Raw genomic sequence first — 19,608 nt, 5'->3', positions numbered from 1 at the left:
GGTGCGTGCAGCGTTGCGGCAGCGCCTGCAGGCACTGCAGTTGCTGGCACGGCCACGGCAGCCGGAAGACCTGCCGGTGCAACTGGACCGGCGCCGCATCTACGTGCTGCCTACCGGGTTTGGCCTGTTCCTGGCCGCCCTGCTTGCAGTGATGCTGCTCGGCGCGCTGAACTACAACAACAACCCGGCCCTGCTGCTCGCCCTGGTGCTGGCAGCCACCGCACTGGCCAGCACGCTGCAGGCCCATCTGCAGCTATCCGGCCTGCGCCTGCAGGCCCTGTCGGCCGATCCGGTCGCCGCCGGCAATCCCATCCGCCTGCGGCTGGCACTTGCACGCAGCGACCGCCGCCCGCGCCGCGCCCTGCAACTGGACTGCGCGCAGGCCCGCACCCACTTCAACCTGGAGCAGGACAGCCAGGCCGAGGCCGATCTGTGGCTGCCTACCCAACAACGCGGCTGGCTGGATCTGTCGCGCATCCGCGTGGCCACCACCCAGCCACTGGGTCTGGTCCGCGCCTGGGCCTGGTTCTGGCCGGATACCGCCTTGCTGGTCTATCCCAGCCCCGAGCCCAACGCGCCACCGCTGCCGGACGCCGGCAGCGCATCCACCCGCACCCGCGTGCATCCGCAGGGCGAGGAACTGCAGCAGATGCGTTCGTACCGCAGCGGCGACTCGCGCCGCAGCATCGCCTGGAAGCATTCGGCGCGCCGCGACGAACTGCTGGTACGCGAATACGAGCGCCCCTACGGCGCCGAGCTGGTGCTGGACTGGCAGCAGTTGCGTGCCCTGCCGCATGAGCGCCGCATCTCGCGCCTGGCCCGCTGGGTCGACGAGGCCGAACGCGAGGGCCGCAGCTATCAACTGCGCCTGCCCGGCATGCCGCCGCTGGGGCCGGCCAGCGGTGACGCCCACCGCCACCTCTGCCTACGCGCACTGGCGCTGCTTCCTGCCGCATGAAGATCCCCTCTCCCGCCCTGAGCGCAGGCACCCGCGTCTGGATCAACCTGGTCACCGTGCTGTGCCTGCTGCCGTTGTTGCTGCAGTTGCCCGCCACGCTGGCGGTGGTGTTCGCCGTCACCACGCTGCTGGTGGCGCTGTGGTCATGGCGCCATGCCATGCCGCTGCCGCTGCGCCTGCTGCTGGTTGGCATCATGCTGGCCAGCATCTATTGGCAGATGGGCGCCCGCCCCGGCCGCGACACCGGCTGCGCCCTGCTCGCTGCAATGCTGGCGATCAAATCCAGCGAACTGCGCAACCTGCGTGACGCACGCAGCCTGATCGGTTTCGGCCTGTTTGCCCCGTTCGCCGCCTTCCTGCTCGACCAGGGCCCGAGCACCTTGCTGATGTCCGCGGCCGCCGTGGTCGCCGCCCTGCTGGCCCTGCAGCGGCTGGCCGATGAAGAAGTCGGCATCGCCCACCTGCCGGCGCGCGCGCAGCTGCGCACCGTCGGCCGGCTGATGCTGCTTGCCTTGCCGCTGGCGTTGTCGGCGTTCTGGCTGGTGCCGCGCCTGCCCTCGCCACTGTGGGGCACGCCAGAACGGGCTGCCGCACGCCCGGGGCTGTCCGGCAGCATGCAGCCCGGCGGCTGGATCGACCTGATGGCCGATGACAGCCCGGCGCTGCGCGTGGAGTTCTTCGGCCCGGTGCCGGCACAGAACCAACGCTACTGGCGCGGCCCGGTGCTGACCCGTTTTGACGGCCGCCGCTGGACCCGCCTGGAAAGCCAGCAATACGGGCAACCGCCGGCCGTGCGTTCGGCCGCCCAGCGCTGGGATTACCAGATCGAGTACGAGCCCACCGACCGCCGCGAACTGGTCGCGCTGGACTTGCCCCTGCAAGCCCCCAGCGGCAGTTATCTGGATGCCGACTACAGCCTCAGCGCGCCGCAATCGCTGACCACGCTGAGCCGTTGGCGCATGCAATCAAGTGCCGCGGAAGCCTTCCAGGCCGAGCTGCCGCAACGCCTGCGCCAACAAGCCCTGCAGCTGCCGGAGGGCTTCAATCCGCGCACCCTCGCACTGTCCCGGCAATGGCGCAGCGAAGCCGGCAACGACCCGGCGGCATTGGTGCAGCGCAGCCTGGAATGGATCCATCGCGACTTCGCCTACACCCTGGCCACGCCGCTGGCCGGCCGCCATTCGGTGGACGAATTCCTGTTCGACCAGAAGGCCGGTTATTGCGAGCACTTCAGCGCGGCGTTCGTGGTGCTGATGCGCGGTGCGGGCATTCCCGCACGCGTGGTCACCGGCTATGCCGGCGGCGTGCGCAACCGCTTCGGCAACTACTGGGTGGTGCGGCGCCTGGATGCGCACGCGTGGGCGGAAGTCTGGCTGCCGCAGCGCGGCTGGGTGCGGGTGGACCCCACCGCCGCCGTCGCCCCGGAGCGCATCTACGACACGCTGGAAGATCGCGTCGGCGACAACGATGCCGGCGCCGATGGAATGGGCCTGGCCGGGCGCTGGAGCAGCCTGCTGCAGTACGGCGACTACCTGCGCCGTGGCTGGAACACCGCCGTGCTGTCCTTCAACGCCGAGCGTCAGCAGCACCTGCTCAGTGCCATCGGCATCAAGCAGTTGAACCCCTCGCAGCTGGTTGCCTTGTTTGCAGGTTTCGCCGTACTGGCGCTGGCCCTGATGGCCTGGCTGCTGGCGCGCGGCGAACGCCAGCGCGACCCCCTGCTGCGCGCCTGGCACCAGCTGGACCGGCGTTACCAGCGCCTCGGCCTGGGCCGCGAGCCGTCGGAAACCGCCAGCGATTGGGCTGCACGGGTTGATCGCGCCCGCCCCGGCAGCGACCTGTTGGCACTCAGCCAGCGTTTCACTCAAGCGCGTTACGCTGGCGTCCGATCGGATGTCGTTTCATTATTGGCGGACCTGCACAGGCACCGCCCGAAACCCGGAGTACGAACATGAAGACCCGCATCCTCCTCGTTGCCGCCGCCAGCCTGGTGCTGGCTGCCTGTGCCACGGCCCCCAAGCCGCTGCAGGGACAGTTCACCCCGGTATCGCCGCGTGACGCGGTATCCCAGAAGCAGACCGGCGCGCCGGTGCGCTGGGGTGGCCGCATCATTGAAACCATTCCCGGCCAGGGCGAAACCTGCTTCCAGATGATCGCCCGCCCACTCAATGGCAGCGGCCGTCCGAGCACCACGTCATCCGATGCCAGCGACGGCCGCTTCCTGGCCTGCCGCGCCGGCTTTTATGATCCGGCGGTGTTCGAGCCGGGCCGCGACGTGACCTTCATCGGCCGCATCGATGGTTACCAGACCACCAAGATCGGCGAATACGATTACCCGCTGCCCAAGGTTGCCGCCGACGTGGTGTACCTGTGGCCGGTGCAGCGCGAAGTTGAAGTGGTACCCGCCTACCCGTATGGCCCCTGGGGCCCGGGTTGGGGCCCCTGGGGCTGGGGTTACCGCGGTTGGTGGTAACAAACTGAAAACGCCGCCCCAAGGGGCGGCGTTTTTGTTTGATTGAAACCTGGAACGATGGTTGTGGGAGCGGCGTAAGCCGCGAAGCTACAGATCCATCAAACACAGCAGAGCTCACCCCTCCCCAACCCTCCCCTTGCCTACGGCAAAGGGAGGGAGCGCAGCCCGCCACGCTCCCTTTTTGTGGGAGCGGCGTAAGCCGCGAAGCCACAGATCCATCAAATACAGCAGAGCTCCCCCTCCCCAACCCTCCCCTTGCCTGCGACAAAGGGAGGGAGCGCAGCCCGCTACGCTCCTTTTTTGTGGGAGCGGCGTAAGCCGCGAAGCTGGATATCCATCCGCCGCAAGCTGTGCATTGCAATCAACAGGTGCTGGATCGCAAATGGGTTTGGCCGTTGTTTTGTTGCTGTCAGCTTCGCGGCTTACGCCGCTCCCACAATCAACATAACGGCATCAAATCACGCGCCAAAATGCCCCAGTGGCGCGCCGGCCAGCAGATGCAGATGGATGTGGAATACGGTCTGGCCGGCATCTTCGCGGCAGTTCATGACGATGCGGTAGCCATTTTCGGCAAACCCTTCCTGGCGCGCATAGGCGGCCGCCGCCAAGGCCAGCTTGCCGATCAGATGCGCCTGCGTCGGCTGCAGATCATCCAGGGTCGGGATGACCTCGTTCTTCGGAATGAAAAGCACATGCACCGGCGCCTGCGGGGCGATGTCCTTGAAGCCCAGCACGTCCTCGTCTTCGTAGACGATGGCGGCGGGAATTTCGCGGCGGATGATCTTGCCGAAAATGGTGTCGCTCATGGAAAGGCTCGCTGCAGTAAATGGCCTACAGCTTACAACCCCGGCGGGGCTTATTCGCCGACTTCGCTACGGCTGCCGAAGGCATGCGACAAGGTGCCGCGGTCCACATATTCCAGCTCGCCACCCAGCGGCAGGCCCTGCGCCAGACGGCTGGGGCGCACCTTGTTGCGACGTGCCAGCTGCGCCAGGTAATGCGCGGTGGCCTCACCTTCGACGGTGGAGTTGGTGGCGATGATCAGCTCAGTGACTTCGCCCTGCGCCAAGCGCGCTTCAAGCTGATCCAGGCCCAGTTCGCGCGGGCCGATGCCATCCAGCGGCGACAAGCGCCCCTGCAGCACGTAGTACACACCGCGATAGCTGGTGGCATGTTCAATCGCCAAACGATCGGCCGGCGATTCGATCACACACAGCATCTGCCGCTCGCGGCTGCTGCTGGCGCAGACCGGGCACAGCTCGGTTTCGCTGAAATCGCGGCATTGCTTGCAATGGCCAATCTTCTCGATGGCCTCGGCCAGCACTTCCGACAGGCGCTGGCCGCCATCGCGGGCGCGTTCAAGCACGTGGTAGGCCATGCGCTGGGCCGTCTTCTGGCCAACACCGGGCAGCACCCGGAAGGCTTCGATCAGTTGTTCCAGCAGCGGCAGGCTCATCGCAACGGTCTCATCACAGCAGGCGTATCGCTAAAACAAGCGCGCGAAGCCCGGAGGCTTCGCGGCGCGGGGACGTGCATGCGCCGGGTAAGCCGGCGCCGGCCACATCAGAACGGCATCTTCATGCCCGGCGGCAGCTTCATGCCGGCCGTGGCCGAACCCATGCGGCTCTGCGATTCGGCATCGATCTTGTTGGATGCATCGTTGAAGGCGGCAGCGATCAGATCTTCAGCCATCTCCGGATCGGTCAGTACCGACGGATCAATACGCACCTTGCGGCACTCCTTGGTGCCACTCAGGGTCACGCTGACCATGCCGCCGCCGGCGCTGCCGGTGACTTCCAACTTGGCGATTTCTTCCTGGGCCTTCTGCAGATTTTCCTGCATTTTCTGGGCCTGCTGCATCATTTGGGCGATATTGCCGCGCATGCTGTTTACTCTTTGAAGGGACGGATGGAATCGGCCACGACCCGTGCACCCTGCTGTATCAGCTGTTGCACCTGGGGGTCGGCCATGAACACGGCTTCGGCGGCGGATTGCCGTTCACCGCGCTGGCGATCAGCGCGTTCGTGCAAGGTTTCGGCCTGGACGTTGCCGGTTTCAATGAGGATCTTAGGCGTGCTGCCCAAGGCCTGCGACAGGGCCTGCGCCAAGGCGTTCAAGGCGCGCTCAGACTGCAGGTACTCAAAGCCCGGCAACAAGGCCAGCCGCAGCACGCCCTGCTGGAAACTGACGAAGGCCGCATTGGCTGCCAGTTCGCGCGAAGGACCGGTCAAGCTGCTGTCGGCGACCAGATCCAACCACTGCTCGGCATCGTTGAGCGGGCGACCGCCCGATGCGGGTGCCGCCGGTTCGATGGCGATACCACTGGGACGTGCCGGCGCGGCCGGCTGAACCGGTTGCGCTGCGGCTACCGGCGCGGGTTTGGGCATTTCCGGCGCTGGCGACGACGGCTCCGGCATCGCCATTTCAGCGGCCATCGCCTCGTCACGTGCATTCGCTTCCGCGGCCTCGACCGCCCATGGCGGCAGATCTTCGTCGGCGGCTACGGGCTTGGTGGCTTGAACCGGGACCTGTGCGGCTACCTGCGCCTGCACAGGCTCGGACGTGACCGTGGCGACTTCCACCACTGGTTCAGGCGCGGCTTGCGGCGGCGCGACTGGCACCGCTGCGGGCATCGGTTCGGGTTTGGGTTCCGTTGCAGGCTGCACAGGCGCTGCCTGCAACGGCGCTGCTACAGCCGGTACGGCCTGCGCTTCGACTGGCTTGGCTGCCTGCGCTTGTGAACCCGCCGCGGCCGGCGTGGCCTGGCTGCTGCCGCCCATACCTGCGCCGGCACCCGGCGCGCCACCTTCCGGCATTGCCGGTACCGCGCCCGCCGGGCGGAACGCCAGCATGCGCAGCACGGCCATTTCAAAGCCCGCACGCGGACTCGGCGCCAGATGCAGATCGCGACGGCCACCCAGGGCCATCTGATACCAGAGCTGCACCACTTCCGGGCGCAGGCGTTGTGCAAAGGCCACGCCATCGATGCCTTCGCCCGGCACCGACGCGCCCGGCACCAGCTGCTGCACCTGGATGCGATGCAGGCCTTCGGCCAGCGCATCCAGCACACCACTCCAGTCCGGCGAGAACTCCGCCAGCCCAGCAACCACCTGCAGCAGGCGCGCGCCTTCGCCATCGGCCAGGGCATCAAGCATCGCCGCAACCTGGGTGCGGTCCACCGTGCCCAGCATGGTGCGCACCACGTCGTCGCGCAGCGCGCCACCGGCATAGGCGATGGACTGGTCCAGCAGCGACAAACCGTCGCGCAATGAGCCATCGGCCGCCCGCGCCAGCTGCACGATGGCGCTGTCGTCGAATTCGATCTGCTCGGCGGTCATGATCCGGGTCATCTGCCCACGGATCTGCTCCTCGTCCAGCCGCTTCAGGTTGAACTGCAGGCAGCGGCTGAGCACGGTGACCGGCAGCTTCTGCGGATCGGTGGTGGCCAGCAGGAACTTCACGTGTTCCGGCGGCTCTTCCAGCGTCTTCAGCAGCGCATTGAACGCCGCCTTGGAGAGCATGTGCACTTCGTCGATCAGGTAGACCTTGTACTGCCCGCGCGAGGGCATGTACTGGGCGTTCTCGATCACCTCGCGCACGTCATCCACGCCGGTATTGGACGCGGCATCGATTTCCAGCAGGTCGATGTAGCGGCCGGCATCGATATCCAGGCAGGCCCGGCACTGACCGCAGGGGTCAGCGCTGGTGCCGTTCTCGCAGTTCAGCGATTTGGCGAAGATGCGGGCAATGGTGGTCTTGCCGACACCCCGGGTGCCGGTGAACAGAAAGGCGTGGTGGACGCGGCCACTGTCGAGCGCATTGCTGAGCGCGCGGACCACGTGTTCCTGGCCCACCAACTCGGCAAAACGCTTCGGACGCCACTTGCGGGCAAGGACGAGATAGGACATCAGGCAACCGTCTTCATCTGAAGCCCCATTGTGCCATGGCCGGCCTGCCCACCAGCACCCTGTTCAGGGGGTGCTTGTGAACGGCCGCCAGTCCCTATAGAATCCACGCCCCTGCCGAGGCATTAGCGCGGCAGGATCCGGAGAGGTGTCCGAGTGGTTGAAGGAGCACGCCTGGAAAGTGTGTAAGCGTCTAAACCGCGCTTCGGGGGTTCGAATCCCCCTCTCTCCGCCAGATAACTGAAAAAGCCGCCCCTTGTGGGCGGCTTTTTCAGTTATTGGACGGAAAGCATGGGCGATGAGAACTCCAACGGGTTCGACCGCCGGCGCAGCCGGTGGGACGGCGCAGCCGCCCGAAGGGTGAAGGTGCGCAGCACCGAATCAATCCCCCTCTCTCCGCCAGTTATCCAGTAGGTAGTGGCTTCGGCCAAGCAGTTCCGGAACTACCCTACTAAAAGACCTACTACGCTTGATGTGCTGGGGTATGTAGGCGAGAAGGCCACCCGAAAGGGTGGCCTTTTTGTTTCCTGTCGCAGCCGGTGAGACGCCATCCCTCTACAACATGCCTACCAACCAACGTAGGAGGCAACATGGCTAAGTGGGCGGATTACGGCATTTCGGCCGTCCGGTACAACGCAGCACATACGCACATCGACCGCGTACGGGCGCATCCGGATAACGGAGACACGATTGGTGCTGCGGCCGAGTATGAGCGGGCGACCATCGTCAAAGCGATCAAGGACGGACACACCTTCGTCACCATCATTTCGAGCGGCGGCAATTGGCAGAAAGGTCAGCTGGTCTACATCATCAAGGTCAACGGGGTCGAATACATCAGGACCGTGGACAACGGACAGGCGCGGGACAACCTCGAAAACCTGCCGGAGTTCTAACGCAGGAGGCCGTGCCGAAAAGGTATGCCTTTTTCGCTGTTTCAATCTACGCGCTGCGTTGCTTTCGCCGCGTCTTGGGCGCGTTTCTTTTCCAGCAAGCGCGGGACGTGTTGTTGCACCCGAGCGAGGGAGCGCCGGAATGCGTCGGGGTCAAGCCATCGCTTTCCGGCCTCGTGTCGTAACGATTCCGCCCGGTTGCGGAATTCGTCCCATTGCGCCTTTGTCATGTCAGGACCAAATGCGAGGAACGCAGTGACCAGCATCAGCGTATCGAAGTCAGAGGATTCGCCACCCATCGAGTAGATGTCGGCTTGCTCCACAGTGTCGATTTCAAGCACCACTTCTTGCTCAATGTCCCAATAACTTCCAGCACCATCATCGAAACTGGGAATTTCAGCGAAGCGGCTTTGCATGGCCTCGCAAAATTGCCTGTCGGCGTACAACGCTGCCAAATTCACGATGACGCTACCAGGTGGCGGAACGATCTGGAAAATCGTTGCGCGCATTGATTCGGTGTTCCCTTCGTCAGGAATCCCGTCTTTCATTCCTTGGGCCACATCAAGGCCAATCGTCCATGATGAAATCTTCTCACCAAGCTCATCCTCGGCAAGTAATTTCCACTGACCGGGTACGTCGAGCTTTATGCGGCGAGAGCACAGGGCGTCGCACGCCTTAAACCGTGGGGAAAGACTCACGCAAGCTGCCTTCAATGCTCGCCCAAGTAGTCCACCACGCTCACGGTTTTCGTCGCCGCGCTGCCAATCGCTTATAGCTTGGAGCAAGGAAAGGTCGAAGGTAGAGCAGGGAGTGATAGTCACGCGGGCAGCATAGCAAGCTGCCCCGTAAGGGTGGCCTATTCCTTGTGCACCTGCCTGTCACCGGTACGCGGGGTATCGCTGTCTATTCGACTGCGATACCTTGCGAATCGATTAGGGGATAATCGTAGGGGACAAATTGATAGTTACCCATGTGCTCGGCAACTGCCCGGGGTGCGGATACGAACGCTTCGGAAACGTGATGGTACTCCCAGACTTCGTCCTCCGCGGGTGTGGTCGGTGTGACTACTCGGTTCGCGTTCCGCTCCCCGCGACTCGGAAGCGGGTCGTATACCTAGATCAACCATTTTTCAGTGGAGCTTTCCGCGGCGGTGATCCACGCTTTGTCGAGTTGGCAGCAAAGATCCAAAGGCTTTCCGCCTATCAGGTCCTTACCTCGCCAAGATCATTTGCGCACGAGGCCGAGGCCGTTCAGTGGGCGCGAGGCGCGGAATTGGTCGAATTCATAAAGCGAACGAGCAGGGGCCACAAATTCAACACGGGCTACGAAGTAGAGCAAACCCAAATAATGCAGGGTTTTAAGGCATGGCTGGAAGGTGCGGGACCGGACTATGTTCCCCAACAAAAGGAAGCGTTGACTGCAGGAGTCCACAACTGGGACAACTACCTGTTTGTGGACATTCGCCGCTCACTCGGGGACGGCAACGAACTGCGGGAAAAGAAGGAACAGTCAACCCGCGCTTTGGTTGCCTTATTTGATGATTGGCGCCAATCGCAATCCACGTTTGAACACGACGTAGCCGCGGAGTTGGCGTCTATCGCCAAGATATATCGGGACTCCTATGCAAACTATGTAGCTCGGGTCGGTAGCGGAGACATCGAGGCCATGTTCACCGCACCGATATTCTCGATGGTCATAGAGAGAATGCGCCACTACCTGCCAGAAAACATGGACGTTATCGAGCAGTTTAGGAAGTGCGCTGAATTCTTCACCACTCCAAACTTTGCTGCATTACCGTATCAGTACATCCATTCGCGGGCTTGCGCGCTTCTCAAACACAATGTCAAAAATGGAGCCTACGCGAATAGTGACCGGGCCACCGAGGCGGTCGGTGGATTTTTCTATGACTTAGACCATATCGCCCACTATGCGCCGTACTGCGACGCGATAGCGATGGATAGGCCAATGGCCGGAATGATGAGTGATCCGCGGATTGACTTAGAGGCGAGGTTTGGGGTCAAAGTCTTTAGCTTGTCGAATCTCGATGAATTCCATGCGTGGTTAGATGAGATTGAGAGTCGAATGAGCGAAGAACACAAAGAAGCACTCCGCACCGCATACCCATAGTAGGGAGCGTTCGACCTAGCGAAGCTACGGAAAGATCCAACCCGGACTCTCGCCCAGCACGCGCCGCGGCGCGAGCCGCCAGCCCCGTGAGGTCTGAATGCGCCCAGACACGAGGTTATCCAGAGAATCGGGCCGCAGGCCCTCCTCCTCCCGCATTTCGAGCTTGGTCCGGAGACGCCCCGCCCGGACGCGACGTGCTGCCAGCGGTAGGTGCGTTCGTCGCGGTGGAAGCCCCGGGCGCTCCCGGTAGGCGGGGTCCACCCAGCGCGCCTTCATCTGCGCGGACATACGCGCGCGGTAGTCGAGATTAGCCCGTAGGCGGGCTATCGCGGCGCGGTTCACCGTCGCCTGTTTAGAGACAGCTTCCCCCGGTGCGTTCGCCCCGTCACCGTCCGTACCGTGGGTTGCTGATTGGTCAGGGCCATCCGGCAGGGAGAGGGCGGCGGCACGCTCCACCACCGGACGGCCCCGATCCGGTCAGCCGCCGCGGCGAGTCGTCGCCGCGCGCGTCTTCATCTTGTTGGCCGTCGCGTTGCGCGCGGCCTGCTTCGTTTCGTGGACGGCCTTCGCCTTGCGGACGTTCGGAACGGCCCCGGGCATCATGGAGTTTTTCATGCCGCATCCTCCTGGTCGTCGTCTTCGCCGGAGGCGACGGCAAGCGCGCGCTCGGCCAGCGTATTGGATAGGTTCACGAGGGCGTCGCCCTTGCCCCGGATGAATTCGTTGTTGGCCGCGAGGGCTTTGCGTTCGGCGAGGATGACGCCTTGCAGCTTCCCGTTCACGTCGCAGAACTGCTCGCCCTGTCGACTCCCCCTCTCTCCACCAGATAAAAAAGCAAAGGCCACCCATCGGGTGGCCTTTGCTTTTCCCTGCTAACTGTTAGCCAGCGAAACAATTTCCATGGCCAAGTTCAGAGAATCGACAGAATCACTTTCGATGGGATTGCGCCGCTCGTTTCTTGAGCCGCCGGCAACCTCAATACCCGCAGCATCTTCAAGTTCACTCCACCGATTCCCCAAGAAACGTAGCCACCTTCGCCAACGCCTCATCCACAACACTGGCAGGCGCTCGCTCCACCTTTCGTGCACCGCGCGCGCTCAAATCCATGCTTCGCAGGTGGTTGACCAGGACCACGCCCTGCGTCTCGGTGCCCGTCGCTGACAGCGAAACCGCGAACCCCGCATTTCGCCCCACCATTCCGCCCTGTGTGATCGGGGCAACGATCGCCAAGCCCGTGCCGTTGAATGGCGCCGGACTCAGGACAAGCGCCGGACGCATGTCGCCCTGCATTTCCTGGCCTGCGCTGGGGTTGAGCTGAACCCGGATGATGTCGCCGCGATCAAATCGCGGGCGACTCACCACGCTTCGTTCCCTACCGGCTTGCTGCTGTTCCAGGCAGACAGCTCTTCGTCCTGCGGGGCGCTCAAATCACACTGCGCCAGCAACTCCGACAACTGATAGCGGGGCCGCACCTTGACCGGCGTCAGGATCAACGTGCCGTCTTCGACGCCAATCTCGAGCGTGTCACCACTGCCCAGATCCATGGCTTTGAGAATGGACGCAGGCAGGCGCACGGCTGCGCTATTGCCCCAACGCTGAATTTTGGCGTGCATGCTGCCTCCAGAAATGTAGATACATTGTATATCCACACTTTCCACGCGACAAACCCGCAAGAGCGTCAGGTTCAGCCAGCACATCGCCATCGGAAAACACCGTGCCGCGGCCGGGCGGGCAAAGCAGTGAATTGGGCTCGACAGAGCCGATGGCCCGCCAAATCCTCCATCGACATGCTAATTTCTCAATATTAGACCGATCCAAAAGGTGCGGGATGAAGCAGTTTGGCGCGACCCTGTTGGTACTTGCAGCAACCGTAGCAACCTCATCCCTGGCGCCGTCTTCGGCAATGGCGGCCTCACCCGCCGCCAACGAAGCCGCCTACGCCGCCGTGAACCCCTTCATCGGTACCGGCGGCGAAGGCCATACCTATCCGGGTGCGGCCGTTCCGTACGGCATGGTCCAGCTTTCGCCCGATACCCGCATCCAGTCGCGCAAGGACGGTTATGGCTGGGCGGCCGGCTATCGCTATGACGACAGCACGATAGTCGGCTTCTCGCATACGCACTTCTCCGGCACCGGCCACTCGGATCTGGGTGACCTGCTGCTGATGCCGACTACCGGCGCGTTGAAGCTGGAGCGCGGCAATCCGGATCAACCCTTGAGCGGCTATACCTCACGTTTCAGCCATGCCAGCGAGACCGCGCAGCCGGGCTATTACGCGGTGACCTTGGACGACTACAAAGTGCGCGCCGAGCTCACCGCCAGCGCGCGCGTGGGCATGCACCGCTACAGCTTCCCGGCCGGCAAACCGGCGCATGTCGTGCTGGATCTGCGTACCAGCATGTATGACTACCCGGGCAAGATCCTGTGGTCGCGTGTACGGGTGCGGCCGAATGGCACGATCACCGGCTTCCGCGAGACGCGCGGTTGGGCGCCGGGCCGGCAGCTGTATTTCGCCATGCGTTTTTCGCAGCCGCTCAGCGGCCATCAACTGCACGACACCGAGCAGGATGTCGCCTACAAAGGTTTCCCGCCGCCGGGCGAGAAAGACCCGGCGCAGCGCGCGCAGATCGAGGGCCGGCAATTGGTTGCTGCCTTTGATGTCGCGCCGGAGGCTGGCAAGCCCTTGCTGGTAAAGGTAGCGATTTCGCCGGTCAGCGAGGAAGGCGCGATTGCCAACCTCGATGCGGAAGCCCCGGGTTGGGATTTCGACGGCATGCGCGCGGCGGCGAAACAGCAGTGGAGCGAGGCCTTGGGCGCGGTCGAGGCGCAGGGCAGCGCAGACGAACGCACCCGCTTCTACACCGCGCTGTATCACACGCTGCTCGGGCCGACCTTGTTCATGGACAGCGATGGCCGTTATCGCGGGCCGGACAACGCGGTGCACCAAGCCAAGGGCTGGACCAATTATTCGACCTTCTCGCTGTGGGACACCTACCGCGCCCTGCACCCGTTAGCCACACTCGTGCAGCCGCCACAGCGCACCAATGACTTCGTCAATTCGTTGTTGGCCTCACGTCGCGAAAGCCCTTACGGGGTGCTGCCGGTGTGGTCGTTCCACGGTCTGGAGACCTGGTGCATGATCGGCTACCACGCGGTGCCGGTGATCGCTGATGCCTATATGAAAGGCATCCGTGGCTACGATACCGAAGAGGCCTTGCAGGCGATGGTCGCCAGCGCCAATTACGGCCCGTATGACGGCATCGCGCAGTACCGCGAGCTCGGCTATGTGCCTATCGACGAGGAAGGCGAAGCGGCCAGCAAGACGCTGGAATATGCCTATGACGACTGGACCATCGCGCAGGTGGCCAAGGACATGGGCAAGACCGAAGTGGCGAGCGAGTTCAACAAGCGTGCGGCAAACTGGAAGCATGCCTTCGACCCGGGCACCGGCTTCATGCGGGCGCGCAAGCGCGATGGCAGTTTCCGCGAGCCGTTTGATCCCAGTGCCAGCGGTTATGGCACCGACTTCACCGAAGGCAATGCCTGGCAGTACTCGTGGTATGTGCCTCAGGATGTTGCCGGTCTGGCGGCGGCGCATGGCGGCAGCGACAAGCTGCTGCAGCGCCTGGACGATGTGTTTGAGGCCAAGGTTGACCCGTCCATCTTCGCGCACATGGAAGACATCACTGGCCTGATTGGCTGGTATGCGCATGGCAACGAACCCAGCCATCACGTCGCCTATCTGTATGCGCATGCCGGGCAGCCGTGGCGTACGCAGGCGCGGCTGAAGCAGATCATGGATACGCAGTACGCCGCACGCCCCGATGGCTTGGCCGGCAATGATGATCTCGGACAGATGTCGGCCTGGTATGTGTTTACCGCACTGGGTTTCTATCCGGTTACGCCGGGCAGCAACCAGTACATCATCGGCCGGCCGTTCCTGCCGCAGGCAACCTTGAATCTGCCTGATGGCAAGCGCTTCAGCATCGTTGCTACTGGGCTGGATGCTGCGCATACGTATGTTGGTTCGGTGAGCCTCAATGGCAGGCCGTTGGATCGGGCGTATGTGACGCACCAGGAGATTGTTGCGGGTGGGGAGCTGCGGTTTGTGATGCAGGCTGAGCCGGACAAGTCTTGGGCTGCTGATGCGGCCAAGTTGCCTTATTCGATGTCGCGGTGATTTGGATGTTTGATTTTTATCGCGGTACTCGGCGGTAAAAGCACGCTTCGCGCTCCCCTCTCCCCAACCCCTCTCCCGCAAGGGGAGAGGGGCTAAGGCCCAAGCCAAAACTCATTGCCACATGCTGATCCGTCCCTATCAATCCACTGATGCCGAAGCCTGCATGTGGTTGTTCGACAGCAATGTGCCGGGCTACTTCGCACCTTCGGAGCGCGCCGATTTCGAGAGTTTTCTACAGCGCGATGCGCAGGACTGCGCCTATCAGCTGATCGAACAAGATGGCCGCGTTATCGCCTGCGGCGGGTTATCGATCCGACCAGATGGTGTGGCCGGTTTCTGCTGGGGCATGGTCGAGCGCAGCCTGCAGCGGCAGGGTTTGGGCAGGCAATTGAGCCTTGCGCGTTTACAACAGGCCAGACAGAACCCGAACGTGAAGCGTGTGGAGCTGAGCACCAGCCAGCACACGCAGGCTTTCTATGCGCAGCTCGGCTTCGGCGTGACCCGGGTCGTGGTGGATGGCCACGGCCCGGGTCTGGATGCGGTCGAAATGACGCTGCTGCTGCGCGAGGGCTGAAGCCGCTATCAGCTGCTGGACAGCTTCATCAGCACCAGGCCGCTGACGATCAGCACGGCCGCGCCGATACGCATCGCGCTGATCTGTTCGCCGAGAAAGACGATGCCGATGATGAACGCGCCCACCGCGCCAATACCGGTCCAGATCGTATAGGCGGTACCCAGCGGCAAGGTGCGCATGGCCAGGGCCAGCAACCAGAAGCTGGCAATCATGCCAACCAGGGTGACGATGCTGGGTACCAGCTTGGTGAAACCGTGGGATTGCTTCATTGCCAGCGCCCAGACGATTTCCAGCACACCGGCGATCACGAGATAGATCCAAGCCATACAGCCTCCTAGAGAAGCCAGGCCGTCCTGGGTGAAGTCCCGTGATGGGCGGAGGTCGTCCTCCGTTGGGCGGGCATTCTATCCAAGCCGGACCTTGTGGGCCGTCAAACGGCGGCAGCGGGTTACACGGGGTTCAAGCCGGAAGTCTGGTCGGCTGGTGCATGCATACGCTACAATCGCCACACACGATCAGGACCTGCTCCAGTTTGTGTCCGGTCCATGAAGCATCGGCGGCTGATGATCTCATCGCCCCGGCCTCTCGTATCGTGAATGGCCGCGCATCGCGCGGCCTGATCGTCTCTATGGTGGCCCCGTCGGCCCCTCGCGACGCTAGGTCGAAAATCCCGCCAGGGCCGGAAGGCAGCAACGGTATCGATCGACGCGGGCGCCGAGGTAAGCCGGCGGGGTCGCCACCTTTTTGGGCCTTGGAAAGTTCCGCCGCTGATGAAGCGGTGGTGCTGCATGTACGCGTTGTGGCCTTGTAGCCCGGGTAAGCACAGTGCACCCGGGGCTTTGGAGCTTCGGGGCGGTACCTGCGGGCTTATTTAATACGGCTCCTGCTTGCCCTCACCCCAACCCCTCTCCCGCGGGCGGGAGAGGGGCTCGGATATCGTTTCTATTGAGCGACTGATGCTTCGTGCAATTGCGCTGCTTCTACAGCCGCGACAGCTGCAACTTGCGCCTCACCCCTCAAACAGCTCCGCACGCGGCGCCGTCGGCTCCGCCAGTACCACGCACTCGCCCGGCATGGCCACGCGGTGGCCGCGGGCGCGCAGTGCTTCGCCGTCGGCACTGCTGGCGTAGTGGTAGAGCATCATCCGCGCCTGCGTGGCGGCGTCGTATTCGCGCTCCAGGTCGTCCACGCCGGTGTGCGACGGGTTGCCGTGCAGGCCGCAGTCGTGGGCGATCAGTTCGTTGTCGCCGGCAAAGCACGCCAGCATCTCCGGGATCGGGCGGGTGTCGCCGCTCCATACCAGCGCGCCCTGCAGGCGCAGGCCGTAGGCGGTCTCCGGCCAATGGTGGCGTACCGGGAATACCTCCAGGCGCACGCCTTCATGCCAGAACGCATCGCCCACCACGATCAGCTGGAAGGCATCCCAGAAGTTGGCGCCACCTTCGGCGAGCACGTTCGGGTAGTCCCCTACCCGCTTGTGCAGCAGCGGGACCAGCGGTGCCGGCACATACAGCCGCACCTTGCCGCGTCGCTGCGGGTTGAAGAACGCATCCACGAACAGGCGCTCGAAACCGGCCACGTGGTCCAGATGGATATGGGTGATGAACAAGGCATCGGGCATGGCGCCGTAATGCCTGCGATAGGCGGTCAGGCCTTCGCCGCCGCAATCGATGGTCAGCCACGGCTGGCCGCCATGCTCGATCACCGACATCGGCGAACCCAGCTCCACTGCCGACGCATTGCCGACACCCAGAAAACGCAACGCCCAACTCATCTCACACGCCCCGGTTCCAGGCCAGATCATAGGCACGGCGCAGCCGCGCATAGTCCTGCTCAACGTCCTCGCGGCTGCGCGCACCGCGCAGCTTCAGCAGCGAACGCAGCAGGCGCTTGAGGTTGCGCTCGCGCCAGCGGGTGGCCGGAATGCGCAACACGCCGCGGTCGAAATCGATCAGCCAGCCACGGCCGGCATCGTCAAACAGAATGTTGTGGGCGTTCAGATCGGCATGGTCCAGGCCGGCCCGGTGGAAACGGGCAATCATCCGCCCGGCTTCTTCCCAGGGCGCGGCACGGCCGGTGACCTGCGCGTGATCGGCCAGCGAGCGCACGTCTTCCAGCCGCTCCATCAGGATTGCCGCCTCATAGCGCAGGCCCTGGCGCATGTAGAACGCCGCATACGGGCGCGGCACCGGCAGCTTCTGCGCGATCAACTCCCGCATCAGCCGGAATTCGGCAAAACTGCGCGTGCGGTTGGCACCGCGCCACAGGTAGCTGCTGCGGCTGAATTTGGCGGCGACGCCACCGCGCAGGTACTGCCGCAACACGCTGCGGCCGAACGGTGCGTCGATGAACCATGCCCCGCCACGGCCGCCCTCGCCTACCGGATGCGCCTTGCTGCCCCATTGCGCAGGCGCGAACAAGCCGGGATCGGCTTGCCGCAGGCGTTCGCGGTCGAACAGAATGGCGCCATAGCCGCGACCATCGCGGCAGGGCGTCAGCGCTTCAGTGGCGTCAAATGCGACCATCATCAGCGAGTCTAACAACACATGCCTGCATCGTCCTCCCCACTGTGTCTTTTACGCCTCTCGGCATTGGGCGATGTGACCCATGTGGTTCCGCTGGTACGCACGCTGCAGCAGGGTTTTCCAGGCACGCCGCTGCATTGGGTGATCGACAAGGCCGGCCACAAGCTACTCGATGGCCTGCCCGGGGTCAGCTTCCATATCTACGACAAGAACAGCGGATTGGCGGGAATGCGTGCGCTGCGTCGCGAATTTCCGCCGGGACGCTTCGCCGCGCTGCTGCAGATGCAGGTGGCCGCACGCGCCAACCTGCTGTCGGCCTTCATTCCGGCCAAGCGCCGCATCGGCTATGACAGGTCGCGCTCCAAGGACCTGCATGGGCTCTTCATCAATGAGCGCATCCCCGACCGCCCGGGCATCCACGTGCTCGACGCCATTGGCAGCTTCTGCGAGCCGTTGGGCTTGAAGCAGACCGAGGTCAGCTGGGACCTGGCAACGCCAGCGGAAGCGCATGAGTGGGCACGTGCGCAGTGGGACGAGGATGGCCGCCCGGTACTGATGATCTCGCCCTGCTCCAGCCACCAGCGCCGCAACTGGTATCCCGAGCGGCACGCCGCGCTGGCCGACCATGCGGCGAGCCAGGGCTGGCGGGTGGTGCTGTGCGGGGGCCGCAGCGAGCTGGAACGCAGCACCAGCGATGCCATCCTCGCCGCGATGAAGCACCCGGCACTGGACCTGGTGGGCAAGGACACGCTCAAGCAGTTGCCCGCCCTGCTGGCCCGCGCGACGCTGCTGGTCACCCCAGATTCGGGTCCGATGCATATCGCCAATGCGGTGGGCACCAAGGTGCTGGGCCTGCATGCGGCCAGCAACCCGGCGCGCAGCGGCCCCTACTCCGACCGTCGCTACTGCGTCGACCGCTATGACGACGCTGCCCGTCGCTATCTGCACAAGCCGGCCAGCGCATTGAAATGGGGCACCAAGATCGAGTTCGACGAGGTGATGTCGCTGATCACCGTCGATGATGCGATTGCCGCATTCGAGCGCTATCGCGCAGACCATACGGGCTGAGAGCCGGCGGTGCACGAGCGGCGTCAGCCGCGAAGCTGGCATTGCTGCAGCTCAGGGCATTTCTGCCATCTGTTGACCTACGAGCTTCGCGGCTTACGCCGCTCCTACAAGGCAGGCTTGTGCTTGGTTGTAGGAGCTGCGTCAGCGGCGAAGCTGGCATTGCTGCAGCTCAGGGAATTTCTGCCATCTGTTGATCTACGAGCTTCGCGGCTTATGCCGCTCCTACAAAGCGGATATAGGCTTTTTTGTGGGAGCTGCGTCAGCGGCGAAGCTGGCTGTGCTGACCCACCAGTAATTTTCGCGATCTGGTGATCCATGAGCTTCGCGGCTTACGCCGCTCCTGCAGAACAGATTCAGCCGGCGCGGTAGTCCTGGTACGACTTTTCTTCCACGTAGCTGGAACCCAGCGCCAGGTTGATGGCCTTCTTGATGCGCGCGCGCTCATCGTTCTGGATGTAGACGCTGCGCGCCAGCTGCACGAAGGCATCGTCGAAGGCCTGGGCCTTCTCCTTCAGGCGGATGTCGTCTTCGATGTCCCACAGGCGCTCGTTGACCGCCTTCAGCTCCGTGCGCAGGGCGCTGATGTCCTGCGCTGCGGCCGGATGCGCTGCCCAGGTGCTGTCGAGCGCGCTCAGCTCGTTGCGCACATTGACCAGCTTTGCCGCATCGCTCATGCGCTCGGACTTGATCTGCAGGATGGATATCTTGTCCAGCAACTCACCAAAGGACACGGGGACGAGAATTTCTGACATGGGGCTTACCAGGTTGATCAGGCGCACAGTGTAGCCGCTGCAGCCGCGCGGCCTTCGCCCGCTTTCCAGCGGCTCAGGCTGCCGCAAAAGAAAAAGCCACCCGAAGGTGGCTTTTTCCAGTATCTGGCGGAGAGGGGGTCTGCCTAATACTCGTCC

General features: G+C 63.6%; 21 protein-coding genes, 1 tRNA gene and 1 other RNA gene. 10 read left to right on the top strand and 13 right to left on the bottom strand.

Annotated elements, in window-relative coordinates:
- The first annotated feature begins 1 nt into the window (after position 1).
- The 3 genes from BCV67_RS14950 to BCV67_RS14940 are packed head-to-tail and all read left to right on the top strand — an operon-like array spanning position 2 to position 3,431.
- Positions 2 to 958 (top strand): DUF58 domain-containing protein, encoded by a 957-nt coding sequence (locus BCV67_RS14950; RefSeq protein ID WP_062168790.1) that lies wholly within the window; start codon positions 2 to 4, stop codon positions 956 to 958.
- The gene (locus BCV67_RS14945; protein ID WP_062168792.1) at positions 955 to 2,913 is read left to right on the top strand and encodes a transglutaminase TgpA family protein; all 1,959 of its coding nucleotides are present in this window, start codon (positions 955 to 957) and stop codon (positions 2,911 to 2,913) included. The genes BCV67_RS14950 and BCV67_RS14945 overlap by 4 nt, the downstream gene beginning before the upstream one ends.
- Positions 2,910 to 3,431, top strand: coding sequence for a Slp family lipoprotein (locus BCV67_RS14940; RefSeq protein WP_062168794.1), 522 nt, complete (start codon positions 2,910 to 2,912; stop codon positions 3,429 to 3,431). The genes BCV67_RS14945 and BCV67_RS14940 overlap by 4 nt, the downstream gene beginning before the upstream one ends.
- A gap of 458 nt (positions 3,432 to 3,889) precedes the next feature.
- Here the strand turns inward: BCV67_RS14940 and BCV67_RS14935 are convergent, their stop codons facing one another.
- The 4 genes from BCV67_RS14935 to dnaX form a co-directional block, all read right to left on the bottom strand.
- On the bottom strand, positions 3,890 to 4,237 hold the full coding sequence (locus BCV67_RS14935; RefSeq protein WP_057629294.1) for a histidine triad nucleotide-binding protein: 348 nt from the start codon (positions 4,235 to 4,237) through the stop codon (positions 3,890 to 3,892).
- A 50-nt stretch (positions 4,238 to 4,287) separates the two neighbouring features.
- Positions 4,288 to 4,887 carry a recombination mediator RecR gene (recR, locus tag BCV67_RS14930; RefSeq protein WP_062168796.1) on the bottom strand — a complete coding sequence of 200 codons (600 nt, stop codon included), beginning with the start codon at positions 4,885 to 4,887 and terminating at the stop codon, positions 4,288 to 4,290.
- Between the two features lie 107 nt (positions 4,888 to 4,994).
- Entirely contained in the window at positions 4,995 to 5,315 is a 321-nt protein-coding gene (locus BCV67_RS14925) for a YbaB/EbfC family nucleoid-associated protein (protein WP_062168799.1), read from the bottom strand.
- Positions 5,316 to 5,320: 5 nt separating this feature from the next.
- Positions 5,321 to 7,339 (bottom strand): DNA polymerase III subunit gamma/tau, encoded by a 2,019-nt coding sequence (gene dnaX / locus BCV67_RS14920; protein WP_062168801.1) that lies wholly within the window; start codon positions 7,337 to 7,339, stop codon positions 5,321 to 5,323.
- Between the two features lie 139 nt (positions 7,340 to 7,478).
- Between dnaX and BCV67_RS14915 the strand changes: the two genes are divergently transcribed.
- Positions 7,479 to 7,571, top strand: a tRNA-Ser gene (locus tag BCV67_RS14915).
- 355 nt (positions 7,572 to 7,926) lie between these two features.
- Positions 7,927 to 8,229 (top strand): DUF3892 domain-containing protein, encoded by a 303-nt coding sequence (locus BCV67_RS14910; protein ID WP_062168803.1) that lies wholly within the window; start codon positions 7,927 to 7,929, stop codon positions 8,227 to 8,229.
- A 41-nt stretch (positions 8,230 to 8,270) separates the two neighbouring features.
- On the opposite strand, the gene BCV67_RS14905 is transcribed toward BCV67_RS14910, so the two are convergent.
- Positions 8,271 to 9,047, bottom strand: coding sequence for a hypothetical protein (locus BCV67_RS14905; RefSeq protein WP_156455855.1), 777 nt, complete (start codon positions 9,045 to 9,047; stop codon positions 8,271 to 8,273).
- Positions 9,048 to 9,396: 349 nt separating this feature from the next.
- Here BCV67_RS14905 and BCV67_RS14900 point away from each other — a divergent pair, with 349 nt between their 5' ends.
- Positions 9,397 to 10,353, top strand: coding sequence for a hypothetical protein (locus BCV67_RS14900; protein WP_062168807.1), 957 nt, complete (start codon positions 9,397 to 9,399; stop codon positions 10,351 to 10,353).
- Positions 10,354 to 10,830: 477 nt separating this feature from the next.
- On the opposite strand, the gene BCV67_RS20185 is transcribed toward BCV67_RS14900, so the two are convergent.
- From BCV67_RS20185 to BCV67_RS14890, 4 genes are all read right to left on the bottom strand, one after another.
- Positions 10,831 to 10,968 carry a hypothetical protein gene (locus BCV67_RS20185; protein ID WP_156455856.1) on the bottom strand — a complete coding sequence of 46 codons (138 nt, stop codon included), beginning with the start codon at positions 10,966 to 10,968 and terminating at the stop codon, positions 10,831 to 10,833.
- Positions 10,965 to 11,135 (bottom strand): hypothetical protein, encoded by a 171-nt coding sequence (locus tag BCV67_RS20180; protein ID WP_156455857.1) that lies wholly within the window; start codon positions 11,133 to 11,135, stop codon positions 10,965 to 10,967. The genes BCV67_RS20185 and BCV67_RS20180 overlap by 4 nt, the downstream gene beginning before the upstream one ends.
- A 217-nt stretch (positions 11,136 to 11,352) precedes the next feature.
- Entirely contained in the window at positions 11,353 to 11,712 is a 360-nt protein-coding gene (locus tag BCV67_RS14895; protein ID WP_269465312.1) for a type II toxin-antitoxin system ChpB family toxin, read from the bottom strand.
- Entirely contained in the window at positions 11,709 to 11,966 is a 258-nt protein-coding gene (locus BCV67_RS14890; RefSeq protein WP_062168811.1) for an AbrB/MazE/SpoVT family DNA-binding domain-containing protein, read from the bottom strand. Before BCV67_RS14890 ends, BCV67_RS14895 begins: the two co-directional genes overlap by 4 nt.
- Before the next feature lie 290 nt (positions 11,967 to 12,256).
- On the opposite strand from BCV67_RS14890, the gene BCV67_RS14885 reads away from it, so the two are divergent.
- Positions 12,257 to 14,533, top strand: a complete 2,277-nt coding sequence (locus BCV67_RS14885; RefSeq protein WP_231732502.1) for a GH92 family glycosyl hydrolase — start codon at positions 12,257 to 12,259, stop codon at positions 14,531 to 14,533.
- Positions 14,534 to 14,654: 121 nt separating this feature from the next.
- The gene (locus BCV67_RS14880) at positions 14,655 to 15,107 is read left to right on the top strand and encodes a GNAT family N-acetyltransferase (protein ID WP_062168816.1); all 453 of its coding nucleotides are present in this window, start codon (positions 14,655 to 14,657) and stop codon (positions 15,105 to 15,107) included.
- A gap of 8 nt (positions 15,108 to 15,115) precedes the next feature.
- Here BCV67_RS14880 and sugE read toward each other — a convergent pair whose 3' ends face one another.
- Positions 15,116 to 15,433, bottom strand: a complete 318-nt coding sequence (gene sugE / locus BCV67_RS14875; protein WP_062168817.1) for a quaternary ammonium compound efflux SMR transporter SugE — start codon at positions 15,431 to 15,433, stop codon at positions 15,116 to 15,118.
- Between the two features lie 311 nt (positions 15,434 to 15,744).
- Here sugE and ffs point away from each other — a divergent pair.
- Positions 15,745 to 15,841, top strand: an RNA gene (gene ffs, locus BCV67_RS14870) — signal recognition particle sRNA small type.
- Positions 15,842 to 16,116: 275 nt separating this feature from the next.
- Here ffs and BCV67_RS14865 read toward each other — a convergent pair.
- Together BCV67_RS14865 and BCV67_RS14860 are read right to left on the bottom strand one after the other, a co-directional pair.
- Positions 16,117 to 16,881 carry an MBL fold metallo-hydrolase gene (locus BCV67_RS14865; protein WP_062168819.1) on the bottom strand — a complete coding sequence of 255 codons (765 nt, stop codon included), beginning with the start codon at positions 16,879 to 16,881 and terminating at the stop codon, positions 16,117 to 16,119.
- 1 nt (position 16,882) lies between these two features.
- The gene (locus BCV67_RS14860; protein ID WP_062171684.1) at positions 16,883 to 17,632 is read right to left on the bottom strand and encodes a 3-deoxy-D-manno-octulosonic acid kinase; all 750 of its coding nucleotides are present in this window, start codon (positions 17,630 to 17,632) and stop codon (positions 16,883 to 16,885) included.
- Between the two features lie 21 nt (positions 17,633 to 17,653).
- On the opposite strand from BCV67_RS14860, the gene BCV67_RS14855 reads away from it, so the two are divergent.
- Positions 17,654 to 18,700, top strand: coding sequence for a glycosyltransferase family 9 protein (locus BCV67_RS14855; RefSeq protein WP_062168822.1), 1,047 nt, complete (start codon positions 17,654 to 17,656; stop codon positions 18,698 to 18,700).
- Between the two features lie 353 nt (positions 18,701 to 19,053).
- On the opposite strand, the gene BCV67_RS14850 is transcribed toward BCV67_RS14855, so the two are convergent.
- Positions 19,054 to 19,452: a DUF6165 family protein gene (locus BCV67_RS14850; protein ID WP_062171686.1), complete on the bottom strand. Its 399-nt coding sequence runs from the start codon at positions 19,450 to 19,452 to the stop codon at positions 19,054 to 19,056.
- Positions 19,453 to 19,608 lie beyond the last annotated feature (156 nt).

Source organism: Stenotrophomonas nitritireducens (assembly GCF_001700965.1).
GTDB lineage: Bacteria > Pseudomonadota > Gammaproteobacteria > Xanthomonadales > Xanthomonadaceae > Stenotrophomonas > Stenotrophomonas nitritireducens_A.
The sequence above is the reverse complement of the archived record's forward strand: the minus strand, read 5'-3'. Positions and strand labels throughout refer to the sequence as shown.